The sequence below is a fragment of the Chitinophaga ginsengisoli genome (assembly GCF_003014595.1).
In the GTDB taxonomy this organism is placed as follows: domain Bacteria; phylum Bacteroidota; class Bacteroidia; order Chitinophagales; family Chitinophagaceae; genus Chitinophaga; species Chitinophaga ginsengisoli.
In genome coordinates, this window is the sequence record NZ_PYGK01000007.1 from 100567 (window position 1) to 116269 (window position 15703).

At 48.0% G+C, this 15703-nt stretch carries 12 protein-coding genes; 10 read left to right on the plus strand and 2 right to left on the minus strand.

Going from position 1 to position 15703, the window contains the following annotated elements:
- The first annotated feature begins 571 nt into the window (after nucleotides 1–571).
- Nucleotides 572–1228, plus strand: a complete 657-nt coding sequence (locus CLV42_RS18160) for a hypothetical protein (RefSeq protein ID WP_106603350.1) — start codon at nucleotides 572–574, stop codon at nucleotides 1226–1228.
- A 108-nt stretch (nucleotides 1229–1336) separates the two neighbouring features.
- Here CLV42_RS18160 and CLV42_RS18165 read toward each other — a convergent pair whose 3' ends face one another.
- On the minus strand, nucleotides 1337–2437 hold the full coding sequence (locus tag CLV42_RS18165) for an NADH:flavin oxidoreductase (RefSeq protein ID WP_106603351.1): 1101 nt from the start codon (nucleotides 2435–2437) through the stop codon (nucleotides 1337–1339).
- A gap of 612 nt (nucleotides 2438–3049) precedes the next feature.
- On the opposite strand from CLV42_RS18165, the gene CLV42_RS18170 reads away from it, so the two are divergent.
- Entirely contained in the window at nucleotides 3050–4135 is a 1086-nt protein-coding gene (locus tag CLV42_RS18170; RefSeq protein ID WP_106603352.1) for a chymotrypsin family serine protease, read from the plus strand.
- A gap of 603 nt (nucleotides 4136–4738) precedes the next feature.
- Here CLV42_RS18170 and CLV42_RS18175 read toward each other — a convergent pair.
- The gene (locus CLV42_RS18175) at nucleotides 4739–5224 is read right to left on the minus strand and encodes an Lrp/AsnC family transcriptional regulator (protein WP_106603353.1); all 486 of its coding nucleotides are present in this window, start codon (nucleotides 5222–5224) and stop codon (nucleotides 4739–4741) included.
- A 131-nt stretch (nucleotides 5225–5355) separates the two neighbouring features.
- On the opposite strand from CLV42_RS18175, the gene CLV42_RS18180 reads away from it, so the two are divergent.
- From CLV42_RS18180 to CLV42_RS18215, 8 genes are all read left to right on the plus strand, one after another.
- Nucleotides 5356–6813 carry a CoA-acylating methylmalonate-semialdehyde dehydrogenase gene (locus CLV42_RS18180; protein WP_106603354.1) on the plus strand — a complete coding sequence of 486 codons (1458 nt, stop codon included), beginning with the start codon at nucleotides 5356–5358 and terminating at the stop codon, nucleotides 6811–6813.
- A gap of 27 nt (nucleotides 6814–6840) precedes the next feature.
- Entirely contained in the window at nucleotides 6841–8193 is a 1353-nt protein-coding gene (locus tag CLV42_RS18185; RefSeq protein WP_106603355.1) for an aminotransferase class III-fold pyridoxal phosphate-dependent enzyme, read from the plus strand.
- A gap of 112 nt (nucleotides 8194–8305) precedes the next feature.
- Nucleotides 8306–9820: an NCS1 family nucleobase:cation symporter-1 gene (locus tag CLV42_RS18190; protein ID WP_106603356.1), complete on the plus strand. Its 1515-nt coding sequence runs from the start codon at nucleotides 8306–8308 to the stop codon at nucleotides 9818–9820.
- Nucleotides 9804–11186, plus strand: coding sequence for a dihydropyrimidinase (gene hydA, locus CLV42_RS18195; RefSeq protein WP_106603357.1), 1383 nt, complete (start codon nucleotides 9804–9806; stop codon nucleotides 11184–11186). Before CLV42_RS18190 ends, hydA begins: the two co-directional genes overlap by 17 nt.
- Nucleotides 11187–11214: 28 nt before the next feature.
- The gene (locus CLV42_RS18200; protein WP_211303479.1) at nucleotides 11215–12081 is read left to right on the plus strand and encodes a nitrilase-related carbon-nitrogen hydrolase; all 867 of its coding nucleotides are present in this window, start codon (nucleotides 11215–11217) and stop codon (nucleotides 12079–12081) included.
- A 227-nt stretch (nucleotides 12082–12308) separates the two neighbouring features.
- Nucleotides 12309–13676: an NAD(P)-dependent oxidoreductase gene (locus CLV42_RS18205; RefSeq protein ID WP_106603359.1), complete on the plus strand. Its 1368-nt coding sequence runs from the start codon at nucleotides 12309–12311 to the stop codon at nucleotides 13674–13676.
- A gap of 69 nt (nucleotides 13677–13745) precedes the next feature.
- A complete protein-coding gene (preA, locus tag CLV42_RS18210; protein WP_106603360.1) occupies nucleotides 13746–15014 on the plus strand; it encodes an NAD-dependent dihydropyrimidine dehydrogenase subunit PreA in 1269 nt (422 codons plus the stop codon).
- Nucleotides 15015–15293: 279 nt separating this feature from the next.
- Entirely contained in the window at nucleotides 15294–15689 is a 396-nt protein-coding gene (locus tag CLV42_RS18215; RefSeq protein ID WP_106603361.1) for a hypothetical protein, read from the plus strand.
- The last annotated feature ends 14 nt before the right edge of the window (nucleotides 15690–15703 follow it).

The window sequence follows — 15703 nt, forward strand, 5'->3', positions numbered from 1 at the left end:
ATACTCGCAGGTGGTAACAGATTACGAGATGGGATCCTCATGGAAAATTTTCCCGCACTGGTCAACAGGATGCCTTTATCCCACCTGGCGCCTTATATGTAGGTTGTAAGTTGTTTAATATGATTCTTCTCCGGTTGAGATATCATACAGATTCGTTTGAGATAGCTTAATCCTCCCTTAATCTTCCCTTTAAAAGGGAGGATTAAGGGAGGATTAAGCTATCTCAAACGAATCTCAGGCGAATCTCAAACGAATCTCAGACGAGTCAACATCCCAGGTGTTTCAGTATAGTCCTTCTTTGAAGATATTGTATAAACCCGCTAGCAGCACAAGGACAGCCTGGTAAAGGGATGTGAAAGGCATGGTCATGTAGACCAATTTTGGCCCGTGTAAGCACATCACAAGACCAAAAATGAACCATGTAATATGAACAACTCTTCTTTTTCTGTGGATATTACGACGCGTTTTTTTATCTCTCTTATCAATGCCTTATCTAACTTTGAAACTGTTAACACAACTGAATTCGCCGGCGTAAAGAAGTAATTGTTGATCACAAAAAAAATAAAAAACAATGTCTAAAATAAAAGAAGCAAAATCATTTTGGGAGTGGTTTATGTCTAACGAGGATGTCTACCTGAATTTCCGCAATGCAGAACAAGATGAAAAGGAGAAATTGTTGGATGGGTTATTCGCCGAGTTACAGAACTACTCTAAAGAATTGGGGTTTTTATTGAACTTCAAACGCGGGCCCCGCCCGCAACTGACAATAACTGCAAAAGGAAATGCAGACTTGTTGGAGGACGTGATGTTCCTTACACACCACGCGCCTTTAACAGATAACTGGAACTTTATCAATTTTATATCTCAAACGGAGGTGCCCTATGGATTCTCTTATCAGGGCGTGTTATTGCATCCTGACAATATTTACTTTACAGCAAGGCGGAACAACAAACGTTACGGCTTATTGGATCTCTGTTTGTATATAAAAGCATCTAAAAAAACAATGCAGTCGGAAGACCTCTATGATGCAGCAAATCTTTTGTTGTTACATCTCCTGGGAGAGACAAACTTCGCTGCGTGTATAGGCACTTTTTCTGTCCGTGATATGCCGGTCGGCCCCATAATAAATCGTCTCCAGAAGTTGCGGGAGCTGCCGGAATTTGTATCTGTGCGTAATGTCATAAAGAAATTAGTTCCGGCAATGGAAAATCAAGGAATTGTAGTTTGAGAAGGGCGATAACTATGCCAACATAATTTAGAGCAGAGGGTTTAATAGTTCATGTTACAACAGCGCCCCGGTATCCACCGGGGCGCTTCTTTATACTAACAATTACAACTACAACAATTCCATTAATGCTTCTTTCGAAAATCCTTTCAGCTCCTCAGTCCTTCCTTCCTTAATCTTCTTCACCCAGTTCGGATCCGCAAGAATAGGTCTTCCCACCGCTACTAAATCAAAATCTCCCCGGTCAAACCTGCGTATCAGTTCCTCCAATGAACTTGGCTCAGAACTCTCACCTTTAAACGCAGCAAGAAACTCTCCGCTCAATCCCACAGAACCAACAGTAATAGTGGCCTTACCAGTGAGTTTCTTCGCCCATCCGGCAAAGTTCAGATCAGATCCTTCAAATTCTGGCTCCCAGAAACGGCGCTGTGAACAATGGAAGATGTCCACGCCCGCATCTGCCATTGGCTGTAGCCAGGATTCCATTTCTGCCGGAGTAGCAGCCATTTTGCTATCGTAAGCATAAGGTTTCCACTGCGATAAACGGATGATGATAGCAAAATCATCTCCCACACGCCTCCGTACTTCTTTAATCACTTCTACCGCAAATCTCGTCCGCGCTGCCAGTGTCTTACCGCCATAAGCATCTGTACGCAGATTGGTATTTTCAGAGAAGAACTGGTCAATCAGGTAGTTATGCGCACCATGTATCTCAACACAGTCAAACCCCAGACTTTTAGCATCCGCAGCCGCATCGCCAAATGCCTTGATCGTATCTGCAATACTCTTTTCAGACATCGCGATACCATTTGTATTGTCAGGCCTGTTAATACCCGAAGGACCCTCAAAAGGAGTGAGGGGCAGCCAGCCGGAATGGTGATTGTCCATTACACCCTGGTGCCATATCTGCGGCCCCATGCTACCACCGGCAGCATGCACCCCATTAATGACCTGCTGCCAGCCTTGCAGGGCACTCTCCCCATGAAAACGGGGAATGTTAGGATCAGCAGAAGATGCCGGACGGTTGATCACCGTACCCTCCGAAAGGATCAATCCTACCTCACCCTCCGCACGACGGCGGTAGTAGGCGGCCACATTATCTCCAGGAACGCCATTTGGGGAAAATGACCTCGTCATAGGAGCCATTACAATCCTGTTCTTTATATTCAGCGACTTCAGGCTGAACGGCTTAAATAAGCTCAGATTACTCATTCTATTTACGTTTGTGTGTATGTCAACCCAATAGGGGATAAAAGAATTTCCAGGCAAATATATCGGAGATTTCCGAAATGCCAATTATGTTTTACCCATAAATGACACTTAACCCCAATCCGACCGATTTGATTTCTGCCGAAAATGTCGTAGTTTGCTAAAGAGAGGATACTGAAAATGCCCCCAATATTTTAAGATAGTGAACAGTATATTTTTTGAATAGAACAGCATCCTTTCTACGAAAGTTAGTACCCCAAAAATTACTTCCATGAATATTTCCTCCTCTTCACCTTTGAAGATGCGTTATAACGACGCCGGAAAAACAATTGTTGAAAACATACCACTACCCGCAGCGCCCGTTCGCATTGGGGTGCATGCATTCACAATCTCTAATCGTACGATCCGGTTTATCCCCGGCTGCCGCGCATAGAATTCCGGGTTTATTATTCCGGATTTATACCTGGACCCCACGTTTATAACCCGGTATATATCCTCCGGTATGTAAAAAGGTATACGTCTCACAGAATTTTAATACGAGTTTAACAACACATTCACCACACACACTTGCAACACAATCAACGAATACCGATCTTTAGACAAAATCAATAAAGTATGAAATCGAGAGAACAACTGCAACGGGAAAACGAAATAATCCAGGACATGCTGAAAAGCGGGGTAGAAGACCTATTGCTCAAAATTCCCGGTGTACGTCACGTCAGCATTGGATTAAAAGAAGTAAACGGACATATCACAGACACCCTATGTATCAGGATTTACGTCGTGGAGAAAAAGGACAACAGCCAGTTACCTTCCCATGAAGTGCTGCCCTCAGAGATCAATGGCATCCCTACTGATGTAAATGTCATTCCCAACTTTAGAGCCTCTATGGATGAAAATCTCTATCGCCCTCTCCGCGGAGGTATTCAAATAACGAATCGCATCGTCGTCCAGGACCCGGAGAACTTCGGTAATGAAATCGCCCATGGTACCCTGGGTTGCCTGGCTACAGATAACGAAACCGGCAAAACCGTACTGTTAAGCAACTGGCATGTACTGATGGCCAACAACGCAAAAGTGGGCGACAGAATATACCAGCCAGCTCCCGCGGTACCCGACCTGAACTTCTCGGAATTACCTTACCATCCAAAAGATAACGTCAATGCAGTGGGCACGATCGTGAAAGCTACCATCAGCAGCAAAATAGATGCAGGTATCGCAGTCATTGATTATCCCCGCATCAACGGCGACGCCCAGCATATCAACGAAATCAACGGACTTTGCCTGAACGGCATACCTGAGCAAAATGTAATCGTCGGACAGGCCACCGCCATCGCCGGACAAACAGTCTTCAAGGTAGGAGAGGTCTCCGGTCGCACAGAAGGCAGGATAGTAGATATCAATTATCCCGTAACAACCTTCCCGATTGAAGGTGTCAACCGCACCTTTACCGGCCAGATCGCCATTCAGCCCCTCAGCAAAGACATGCACTTCTCTGAAAAAGGCGACTCCGGTTCCGTCATCATCGACATCCACAACAACATCATCGGACTCCTCTTCGCCAGCAACGGTAACGCAAGACCCCAGATCACCCTTGCCAACCACATTGCCGACGTCGTTGAAGCCATGAACATCAGCATCAATTTCTCTCCCTCCCAATCCGTCGTTGTATCTCCAAGTGAACAGAAACAGGAACTATAGCGGGCAGTCACTAATGGATAGAATGGCATAACAGAATGAAACAATATGAATATAATGGAATAATGAATGAAACAATGAAACAATGGAATCATGGAACAGCATAGTGGAATAAAACAATAAAATGGAATAATAGAATATAACGAAAAGTTTGGTCCATATCAAAAGATCAGATGGAATCAAATGGAACCAGACGGAGACGGGATCAAAAAGAATCAATTAGAAATAGAAACAGAAATAGAAATAGATATAGATATAGATATAGATATAATCAAATAGAAACCGGAAGAATTAAAACAGCACAAGCTAAGAAGAACGCAATTAAAATAGGACCTCCACAACCCAGCAACCACTCCCAAAGTATAAGCCGGTTTGAGGTGGAGACAAAGGGCCTTAGCCTTTGAGAGTGTTCACACGCTTGACAGGGATTTAATCGACATTCCAAAGCCCCTACGCTTGACAAAGCCTGATAGCAAGGGCTCGAAAAGGGTACAGCCCGCAGTCCCACACTCAAACCGCGCCACACTTCCCTCCCCACACCCCAAAAAAATCGCGTCATCCCCAAAACGTCAACAAAACATCATCCAACAAAACATCAGCAATACGTCACCTCTTCAGCAACATCAAATCCGGCTGCGCATATTTATACACCTTAAAATATATCGTCGTATTCGTCTGATACACCCCCTCAAACGTCGACAACCTATCCACGAACGCCAGCAAATGATCATTATCCCTGCACATCACATTCACCTCAAGATCATACGCCCCCGACGTCATCGCCAGAAAACTCACCTCCGGCAACACCGCAATCCGCTTCGCCACAGCTTCCTTCAACGTCGCCGGGCGAACATACACAGCAATATGCGCATAAGACCGGAAACCGACTTTCTCCGGATCAACCCTGCCAATAATACTGATCGTCCCATCCTCAATCAGCCTGTTGAACCTTGTACGTACAGTACCAATAGAGACATTCAGCTTTTCAGCGATGATAGTAAAAGAGACCCTGCCATCCTGTTGCAGGTAGGTTAAGATTGAAAAATCAAGGTCATCCAGGGGAAGCTTGTCAGTGGATTTAGTCTTTGCCATTTCCTGTTCGAATATAGGAGTTAAATGAAATGTGCAGAAATGTCAGAAAGTACATACTAAATGTACATTTTTTTCAGTAAATTAAGGGTATCGTATAAAAAATGCATTCATAACCCAAATTCCCCAAGGCAATGAAATACGAAAGGGTCAGGAATTTCATTAATGGAAGTTTTAAAGATGTCGCCTCGCAACGCACACTCCCTGTTATCTCTCCGACAGACGGTAGTCTTTTAGCAGAAATGCCCTGCTCTACAGCAGCAGACGTAGCAGACGCCGTGCAGGCCGCAAAAGCCGCTTTCCCAAAATGGAGTAAGACACCCATTAAAGAAAGAGTACAGGTCTTCTTCAGATATAAATACCTGCTGGAACAATACCTGCAGGAGCTCGCAGAACTGATCAGTGAAGAGAATGGTAAGACGATGAGCGAAGCCATAGCAGAAGTAGAAAAATGCATTGAACTGACAGAATTCGCTACCTCATTGCCCCAGCTGATCAGCGGAGAAGTGCTGGAAGTCAGTGCCGGAGTAGAATGCCGCACCGCCCACGTACCGCTGGGAGTTGTCGCCTCTATCGTACCATTTAATTTCCCGGCAATGGTGCCCAACTGGACGATTCCGAACGCTATTGCCCTGGGCAATTGTATGATCATAAAGCCATCTGAGAAAGTGCCGCTCAGCCTGGGAGTACTCGCGCGACTCCTGAAAGAAGCCGGCCTCCCCGATGGTGTGCTGAACATCGTCAATGGCGACAGCGAAGTAGTGAACGCCATCTGCGATCATCCCGACATAGAAGCAGTATCTTTTGTAGGCTCTACTAAGGTGGCGAAAATCGTCTATCAGCGCGCTACCCAGACACTGAAACGCTGCCTCGCCCTGGGAGGTGCAAAGAACCACCTCGTCGTATTACCCGACGCCAAACCCGGTATGACAGCACAGAACGTGGCCGCATCTATGAGTGGTTGCGCAGGACAACGTTGTATGGCCGCATCGGCCATGATAGGCGTCGGAGAGGTAGATCATATCATAGACCTCGTCTGTGAAGAGGTGAAGAAGATCATCCCCGGACAAAACCTCGGCGCTGTCATCAGCAAAGAATCAAAAGAAAGAATAGAAAAATATATCACCGAAGCCGAAGCCCAGGGCGCTAAGATCCTCGTCGATGGCCGTGGTGCAAAAGTGAGTGGTAAAGAAAACGGTACCTATGTAGGACCCACTGTCATCGACCATGTCACTGCTGATATGGCTGTGGCGAAAGAAGAGATTTTCGGTCCCGTTATCAGTATTATGCGTACGAATACGGTGGATGAAGCATTGGTCATTGAAAACGCCAATCCTTATGGCAATGCGGCTTCCGTATTCACGCAGAATGGTGGTATGGCGCGTTACATCGCAGAAAGGGCCAGCGCTGGCATGATCGGTGTTAACGTAGGTGTGCCTGTACCCCGTGAACCCTTTTCCTTCGGAGGTTGGAACGAAAGCAAATTCGGCGTAGGCGATATCACCGGCAGAAGCTCCATAGAATTCTGGACAAAGCTAAAGAAGAGTACTACCAAGTGGAATCCCGAAGAAGGCGTAAACTGGATGAGTTAGCACTATTGTTCACCCAAATTGACTATTATGTCAGAAAAAGGGACTATATCCCATGCACAGGAGATTATCCAGGAAAACCTGGACTATACCTTATTCTCATGGAGTAAGCAAAAGGGCATTGCCCCCATCGCCGTAAAATATGCCGCAGGCGTTTATCTCTATGACTATGATGACAAACGTTACCTCGATTTTTCCTCAGGACTGATCAACGTCAACATCGGCCATGGCCATCCACGCGTCGCTGCCGCCGTCATGAAACAGATGCAGGAAGTCAGTTATGTCACCCCCGGATGTGTAACAGAAGCCCGTGGTAAACTGGGACATAAACTGGCAGAGATCACACCAGGCAATCTGAAAAAGACCTTGTTCACCGTTTGCGGTGCCAGCGCCATAGAGAACGCGATCAAGCTGGCACGCTTATATACCGGCCGACATAAGATCATCGCCCGCTACAGGGCTTTTCATGGGGCTTCCTACGCCGCCATGACTGCCGGTGGCGATCCCCGCAAACTACCAAACGACGGGCAACAGGCGCCGAACTTCGTACACGTGGAAGATCCTTACTGCTACCGCTGTCCCTGGGGAAAAGAAATAACGACCTGTCACCGTGAATGCGTCAGCCACATAGAAAGGATCATCGAGTTTGAAGGCCCAGAAACCGTAGCAGCTATCCTGATGGAAGGCGAAAGCGGTTCCTCCGGTTGTATTAAATACCCTCCGGATTATCTGCAGAAGGTCCGGGCGCTCTGCGACAAATACGGCATCCTGCTGATTGCTGACGAAGTCATGAGTGGTTTCGGCAGAACAGGAAAATGGTTCGCCTGCGATCTCCATGGTGTAGTACCCGATATGATCGCTACCGCGAAGGGAATTACAGCCGGATACATCCCCCTGGGCGCTTTAATCGTTAGTGACAAAATAGCGGCCCATTTCGATGATAAAACACTCTGGCTGGGATTGACCTATTCCGCACACCCTGTGGCCTGTGCAGCGGCTGTAGAAGTGCTGAATATCTATGAAGATGAACACCTCATTGAGAACGCCGCCGAAATGGGTGCCTACATAGAACAGGAAGTAACCGTCATGAAACAGCATCATCCCTGCATCGGCGATTTCCGTAACACGGGCCTGCTGGGATGTATAGAGCTCGTAAAGAACCGCGACACAAAAGAGCCGATGGCGCCCTTCAATGCAAAGCCAGAGGAAATGGCGGTTATGAATAGGGTAGCGGCCCGTCTCAGGCAATTGGGAATGTATGCATTTGTTCGCTGGAACTATGTATTTATTGCACCACCTTTAAGCATCACAAAGGCACAGATTGACGAAGGACTCGCAATGATCAGCGACGCCCTCTCAATCGCCGATGAATATGTTGTCTGATATACCAGATATACCAGGAACAAAACGCAATGGAACAAAACATCAATCGGCTCCGTAGGTGCCGTCTTGTTTGTAACCCCGGGTGATAACCCGGGGAGCTAAACTAATAAATATGGACGTCCACATCAACCAAAACATCCCCCACACGACGCTCTACAGCGAGGACCTCGCCCCTGTACCTCCATCCCGGCGTACCTGGAACACCTGGAACTACGCCAGTCTCTGGATCAGCATGAGCTTATGCATCCCTACTTACATGCTGGCGAGCTCCCTGATAGAAGGAGGGATGAACTGGTGGCAGGCGATCCTTACGATCTTCGCCGGTAATACCGTCGTCCTGATCCCCATGATCCTGAACGGCCATGCGGGCGCCAAATACGGTATTCCCTTTCCGGTATTCGCCCGCGCGAGCTTCGGTACCAGGGGCGCCAATATCCCCGCGATGCTGCGCGCTATTGTTGCCTGCGGATGGTTCGGTATCCAGACCTGGATCGGCGGATTTGCCCTGTATCAGATGTTACAGCTGTGGATCCCCAGTCTTGCAACCTTACCTCCGGTATTCCCGGCTGCTTTTGGCCTCGCCACTGGTCCAGCCATCTGTTTCCTGTTATTCTGGTTGCTGAATATGTACATCGTTTATTTGGGGATTGAAAGCATCCGGAAACTGCTGGTCTTTAAAGCCATCTTCCTGCCGGTAGCGGTACTGGCGCTGCTGTTTTGGGCCATAAACGCCGTAGAGGGAGGCCTTGGTCCTATCCTGACACAACCTTCAAAGTTCAGCTCCAATGCTGCCTTCTGGGCCTTCTTCATTCCAGGTCTCACAGGTATGGTAGGCTTTTGGGCAACGCTTTCACTCAATATCCCCGACTTTACCCGTTATGCGGTCAGCCAGAAAGCACAGATCAAAGGACAGGCCTTAGGACTTCCGCCATCCATGACCTTATTCTCTTTCATTGGGGTGGTCGTGACCTCCGCTACGACTATCGTATACGGCACAACGATCTGGGACCCTGTGGTGCTGGCTGGTAAATTCGATAACAAGATCCTCGTCAGCATAGCGATGATCGCAGTGGCAATTTCCACCCTGGCCACTAACATTGCGGCGAATATCATCAGCCCTGCCAACGACTTTGCCAACCTCGCCCCTAAGAAGATCAACTTCCGCACCGGCGGTTATATTACCGGCATCATCGGAATACTCATTTTCCCCTGGAAATTGGTCGCTGACCCTACGGGTTACATCTTCACCTGGCTGGTGGGTTATTCGAGCTTATTAGGCCCCGTAGGTGGCATTATGATCGCCGATTACTACCTGATACGCAGGCAGCAACTGGTAGTAGATGAATTATATGATCCGCAGGGAGCCTACAGTTTCTCCAATGGCTTCAACCGATATGCCATGGTCGCATTGTTGCTGGGGATTATCCCAAACATTCCCGGCTTCCTGACAACGATCAAAGTCATATCCCCGGATGCTGTCCCCGGCTGGATCAATCAATTATACAGTTACGCATGGTTCGTAGGATTCTTTGTGTCCGGCATCAGTTACTACCTCATTATGCGTTCTTATAGTATCATTACCACTACCGGAAAAAACAACGAAATCAATTATGTCACTGCTGATTAAAAACGGAAGGATCATTACCGCCACGGATGATTACCTGGCGGATATATTGGTGGAGGGCGAACAGGTAGCTGCTATCGGTAAAGACCTGATCGCAGATGCCGAACAAACGATCGATGCTACCGGTATGCTGGTCATGCCCGGAGGGATCGATCCGCATGTACACCTCGACATGCCTTTTATGGGCACATTTTCCAGCGATACACATGAAACAGGTACCCGGGCTGCCCTCTTTGGCGGCACTACGATGGTGATAGATTTTGTGCTGCAGAAACAGGGACACAGCCTGCGTGAAGCACTGGATGAGTGGAACAGCAGGGCACGTGGCACTACCGTGGGCGACTACAGCTTCCACATGGCAGTGACCGATTTTAACCCCGGCACCAAAGCGGAAATAAAGACCATGGTAGAAGAAGAAGGGATCACTTCCTTTAAGACGTTCATGGCCTATAAAGGCGCCCTGATGATCGACGACCGGCAGATGACAGCACTCATGCAGGAAGTAAAACAACAGGGAGGTATGGTCACCGTACACGCTACTAACGGCGATGTCATCGACTATCTCGTTGCAAAACATCTCGCAGAAGGAAAAACATCGCCACTATACCATTACCTTTCTCAACCGGAAGTAACAGAGGCAGAAGCTTCCGCCCGCTTTACTGATCTGGCAAATTATACCGGTTGTCCGGCCTACATCGTACACCTTACCTGCGAGGGCGCCCTCAATGCGGTACGCAACGCCACCCGTCGTAATCAGAAGGTTTACGTTGAAACCTGTATCCAGTATCTCACGCTCGATGCTTCGAAATACGACAAAGGCTTCGAGAGCGCGAAATGGGTCATGAGTCCGCCTCTCCGTGAATTGAAAGACCAGGAAACACTATGGGCGGGTATCAACCAGGGATTGGTCAATATTGTCGCTACCGATCACTGCCCCTTTATGTGGAAGCAAAAGATGATGGGGGAAGACAACTTCGCAAAGATCCCCAACGGTCATCCCGCCATCGAGAACAGGATGGAACTGCTGTTCAGTGAAGGGGTGAAGAAGAACAGGATCACCCTCAATAAATATGTTGAAGTGGCCTGTACCAACCCCGCGAAGATCTTTGGTATGTTCCCCCGTAAAGGTACTATCGCCATCGGCAGTGATGCAGATATCATCATCCTTGATCCGGAACAGAAACATACGATCAGCGCAGCCACCCATCACATGAATGTAGACTACTCTGCCTATGAAGGATGGGAGTTGACTGGTAAGGTAAAGACGGTGCTCTTAAGAGGCAGAATAGCGATTGACAACAACGAATGCCTGGTCCCCAAAGGCTACGGACAATTCATCAAACGTAATAAGGTCAGCGGAAAGATCTGAAAAATTCATTACCCTAAAATAGATCCTCATGTCGCGTATTATCAAATCAGGACTTATTCAAATGAGCTTGCCTAAAACAGAAGGGGAGGGAACGATCGATGAGATCAAGGAGGCCATGTTCCAGAAGCATATCCCGCTGATCGAAGAAGCAGGAGAGAAAGGTGTACAGATCCTCTGCCTGCAGGAGATCTTCAACACGCCCTATTTCTGCCCTGGTCAGGACACGAGGTGGTATGCTTCCGCCGAAACTGTTCCCGGGCCTACTACAGAGAGGATCGCTGCCTATGCAAAGAAGTACAGCATGGTCATCATCGTGCCTGTCTATGAGAAAGAACAGGCAGGTGTACTATACAATACGGCAGCTATTATTGATGCCGATGGCACATACCTTGGGAAGTACCGGAAGAATCACATTCCGCATACCTCCGGTTTCTGGGAGAAGTTCTTTTTCAAGCCCGGTAACCTGGGTTATCCTGTCTTCCAGACCAGGTATGCAAAGGTCGGTATCTACATCTGTTATGATCGTCACTTTCCCGATGGCGCCAGGGTATTAGGCCTGAATGGAGCTGAGATCGTATATAATCCTTCCGCAACAGTGGCTGGTCTGTCGCAGTATCTCTGGAAACTGGAACAACCTGCACACGCTGCGGCCAACGGATATTTCATGGGCTGTATCAACAGGGTAGGAGTGGAAAAGCCCTGGAACCTGGGTAAGTTCTACGGATCATCTTATTTCGTTGATCCCCGTGGACAGATCTTTGCCAGTGCTTCTGAAGATAAAGATGAACTGCTCATTGCCACCTTCGATCTTGACATGATCGACGAAGTAAGAAATGTATGGCAGTTCTTCCGTGACAGAAGGCCTGAAACATATGGTAAGCTCACAGAACTGTAGATAGTCATATTTAGCTGAATGCCGAAGGTTTTAAATTCGCTGCATTCAGACTCCGTAGGAGTCTCGTTGTTTGTAGCCCCGGGTTGCAAACCCGGGGGACCGATAACCCGGGGGACCGATAACCCGGGGGGCCGATAACCCGGGGGGCCGATAACCCGCGGGGACGAAAATCCGGGGGGCGGGAACCCCGAACCGCGGGAACCCGATGAAACGATAAAATCAATATTATGGCAGTACGTAATAACCGATTATCTGCTGAAGAATACCAGCAGCACTTCAGTGACATTCATCCGCCTTTTGAAACGCGCGATGCGGCACTGGTAGAAGCAAACCGCTGCCTCTTCTGCTATGATGCACCCTGTACCAAAAGCTGCCCCACCAGCATTAACGTCCCGAAATTCATCAAGCAGATCACAACAGACAATCTCAAAGGATCTGCGTATACTATTTTCTCTTCCAATATCATGGGCGGCGGTTGTGCAAAGGTCTGTCCTGTAGAAAAACTCTGTGAAGGATCCTGCGTATACAACTTCATGGAGGAAGAGCCGATCGCTATTGCCCGCCTGCAGCGTTATGCCACAGAACGGGCAATAACAGAGAAATGGCCTTTGTTCGAAAGAAAACCATCCACCGGGAAAAAGGTAGCCGTCATTGGCGCAGGCCCGGCTGGGCTGAGTTGTGCGCACGCCCTGTCAAGGGAGGGCGTCGACGTAACTATCTACGAAAAGGAAAGTAAAGGTGGTGGCCTCATGACCTACGGTATCGCTGCTTATAAAGTCACGCCGCAATTCTGTCAGGAGGAAGTAGATTATATCATTGCTATCGGCGGAATAGAGATCCGTTATAATACAACATTCGGGAAAGACATCACCCTCGACGAGCTGCAGCAGCAATACGATGCTGTTTATCTCGCCTTCGGCGTGGGCCTTGCGCGTCAGTTATATATCCCCGGAGAACAACTGGATGGGGTAGTAGATGCTATCAGTTTCATTTACGACATCCGCAACAGTGGTTTTCCTGCCGTTCCTGTCGGCGATCAGGTGGCAGTAATCGGTATGGGCATGACCGCCATCGACGCCGCTACGCAGGCGAAGCGACTAGGTGCAAAGGATGTGACCCTCGTCTACCGGAGAACCCAGCAGGAAATGCCGTGCACCGAAGCAGAGATGAATATCGCACTACTGGATGGCTGCAAAATCATCTGGCTGGCTGCACCAACAGAGATATTGGGTGAAGATGGCAAAGTAACACAACTGGTCTGCAACATAGTCAAACTCGAAGACGCCGCCAATGGCCGCCGTCAGCCGGTAATCACCGACGAGCAGATCATCCTGCCGGTAGATATGGTCATTAAGGCCGCCGGACAAATGCCTTTTGAAGAATTAGTACACAGCCACCAATTGAACAATGATCACGGAAAGATCGCCACTACCAGCAACGGCGTTACCAGTATAGCCGGCGTTTTCGCTGGCGGCGATTGTGTAAACGGCGGCAAAGAAGTAGTGGATGCAGTGCAGGCAGGAAAAGACGGTGCTAAAGCAATACTGGAATACCTGCAGCATAGGAACGGTAATAATGACGGCAACCACTTATAAATGTTGCTATAAGATCCAGACTAAGTAATAAACATTTCACGCTGCTAACAGCTTTTAAATACGTTAATCATGGCAGACATCTCAGCAAACTTCCTTGGCATTAAATCCCCCAATCCTTTCTGGCTGGCGAGCGCTCCTCCCACAGATAAGAAACTGAACGTGCTGCGCGCTTTTGAAGCAGGTTGGGGTGGCGTAGTATGGAAGACCTTAGGCAGCCAGATAAAAAACGTATCCTCCCGTTATTCCTCCGTAGACTACAACGGTAGTCGCGTAATGGGTTTTAACAATATTGAACTGATCAGCGATCGTCCTCTTGACCTCAACCTCAGGGAGATTGCAGAATGTGTCAGGCTCTTTCCTGACCGTGCAATGATCGTATCTCTCATGGCAGACAACAATCGCCAAAGCTGGCATGAACTGATCAAAAAAGTAGAAGATACCGGTGCTCATGGTTTAGAACTGAACTTCGGTTGTCCGCATGGTATGACAGAACGCGGTATGGGTGCCGCCGTCGGACAAGACCCTGACATTGCTGCCCGTGTTGTAGAATGGGTAATGGAGGCCGCTACTACGCCCGTTATCACCAAGCTGACACCCAACGTCCATTCCGTCGTGCCCACCGGTCGTGCAGCCGTAAATGCCGGTACGAATGCCTTGTCACTCATCAACACTATCCAGTCCGTCACCGGCGTGGACCTCGATACGTTCGTCCCCAATCCCAATGTCGGCGGACAATCCACCTTTGGCGGCTACTGCGGTCCTGCTGTAAAACCTATCGCCCTGAAGATGCTCACGACTATCAGCCAGGACGCTGTCACTGCTAAAGTGCCTATATCCGGTATCGGAGGCATCAGCACCTGGAAAGACGCCGCCGAGTTCATGCTCCTGGGGGCCACGACTGTACAGGTATGTACTGCTGCCATGCATTATGGCTTCCGCATCATCGAAGATCTCTGTGATGGCCTGAATAACTGGATGGATGAGAAAGGCTTCAAAACCATTGATGACTTCATCGGTCGCTCGGTACCTACACTCACCAACTGGGAAGAGCTGGACATCAATTATCATATCATCGCAAAAATTAACCAGGACAAGTGTATTCACTGTGGGCTGTGTTATATCAGCTGTGAAGACGGCTCACATCAGGCTATTAACCTGTCATACGGCAACCCATATAACACCTATACCGTCAAAGAAGAAGAATGTGTAGGTTGTAACCTATGCAAACTGGTATGCCCTGTAGATAATTGCATCACAATGGAGGAACACCGAAAAGGTGACGAATACCTCAACTGGAAAGAATTTCAGCGTAGGGGTCTTCCATTGAATGATCATTGATGCCCGGCTAACGAACCTGCTCTATATCAATGGTCTTATAAAACGCGAACGGAACAAAACATCAATCGCCCGCCTACGGCGCGGCGCCTTATTTGTTTACTGGATGGCAACCCGGGATGTAAAATCCGCGAATTACGATTCCCGCGGAAATTGTATCCCACAAATTCATTTTTATTACTATTTTTAACCGTGAACCATCACCCCTATACGAATTAAAACCCGGGACACATCTGACAATCAGATACCTATATTCGAATAAATAATCTACAAAAAGGAAAAATGAAACTTTGGACAAACGAACCAAGTAAACAGGAAGCTGAAGCATTAATCACTGAATATTTCCAACTCCTGCAAAACGGAAAATTAAACGAAGCAAACGACATGATCGGTGGTGCATACGACGATTGGTTAGACGCTATTTTCGTAGTGTGGGAGGACCATTACCTGATCCATGAAATCCCTAAGGATTCATCTTTTGAAGGTAAGGAATGGCTGAATGACCTGACCTGGTTAAAAGACCTGACTATTAAACCAGAAATGGAATGGATCAACGACAGCTATGTATGGGCTGATTTCATTTACCGTGGAGAACCATCTGGTTATGTAGGCGAATTCAGTATTCAGAAAACTGACGACGGTTACACCGTAAGACGTGAGATGTTTAAAATGGCATAATAAAAACCGGAGAT

What these genes read in the sequence shown, in the direction of transcription:
- CLV42_RS18180 (WP_106603354.1), top strand. Translation starts at nt 5,356, where the DNA reads ATGAAATACGAAAGGGTCAGGAATTTCATTAATGGAAGTTTTAAAGAT.
- preA (WP_106603360.1), top strand. Translation starts at nt 13,746, where the DNA reads ATGGCAGACATCTCAGCAAACTTCCTTGGCATTAAATCCCCCAATCCT.
- CLV42_RS18200 (WP_211303479.1), top strand. Translation starts at nt 11,215, where the DNA reads ATGTCGCGTATTATCAAATCAGGACTTATTCAAATGAGCTTGCCTAAA.
- CLV42_RS18165 (WP_106603351.1), bottom strand. Translation starts at nt 2,437, where the DNA reads ATGAGTAATCTGAGCTTATTTAAGCCGTTCAGCCTGAAGTCGCTGAAT.
- CLV42_RS18215 (WP_106603361.1), top strand. Translation starts at nt 15,294, where the DNA reads ATGAAACTTTGGACAAACGAACCAAGTAAACAGGAAGCTGAAGCATTA.
- hydA (WP_106603357.1), top strand. Translation starts at nt 9,804, where the DNA reads ATGTCACTGCTGATTAAAAACGGAAGGATCATTACCGCCACGGATGAT.
- CLV42_RS18190 (WP_106603356.1), top strand. Translation starts at nt 8,306, where the DNA reads ATGGACGTCCACATCAACCAAAACATCCCCCACACGACGCTCTACAGC.
- CLV42_RS18185 (WP_106603355.1), top strand. Translation starts at nt 6,841, where the DNA reads ATGTCAGAAAAAGGGACTATATCCCATGCACAGGAGATTATCCAGGAA.
- CLV42_RS18205 (WP_106603359.1), top strand. Translation starts at nt 12,309, where the DNA reads ATGGCAGTACGTAATAACCGATTATCTGCTGAAGAATACCAGCAGCAC.
- CLV42_RS18160 (WP_106603350.1), top strand. Translation starts at nt 572, where the DNA reads ATGTCTAAAATAAAAGAAGCAAAATCATTTTGGGAGTGGTTTATGTCT.
- CLV42_RS18170 (WP_106603352.1), top strand. Translation starts at nt 3,050, where the DNA reads ATGAAATCGAGAGAACAACTGCAACGGGAAAACGAAATAATCCAGGAC.
- CLV42_RS18175 (WP_106603353.1), bottom strand. Translation starts at nt 5,224, where the DNA reads ATGGCAAAGACTAAATCCACTGACAAGCTTCCCCTGGATGACCTTGAT.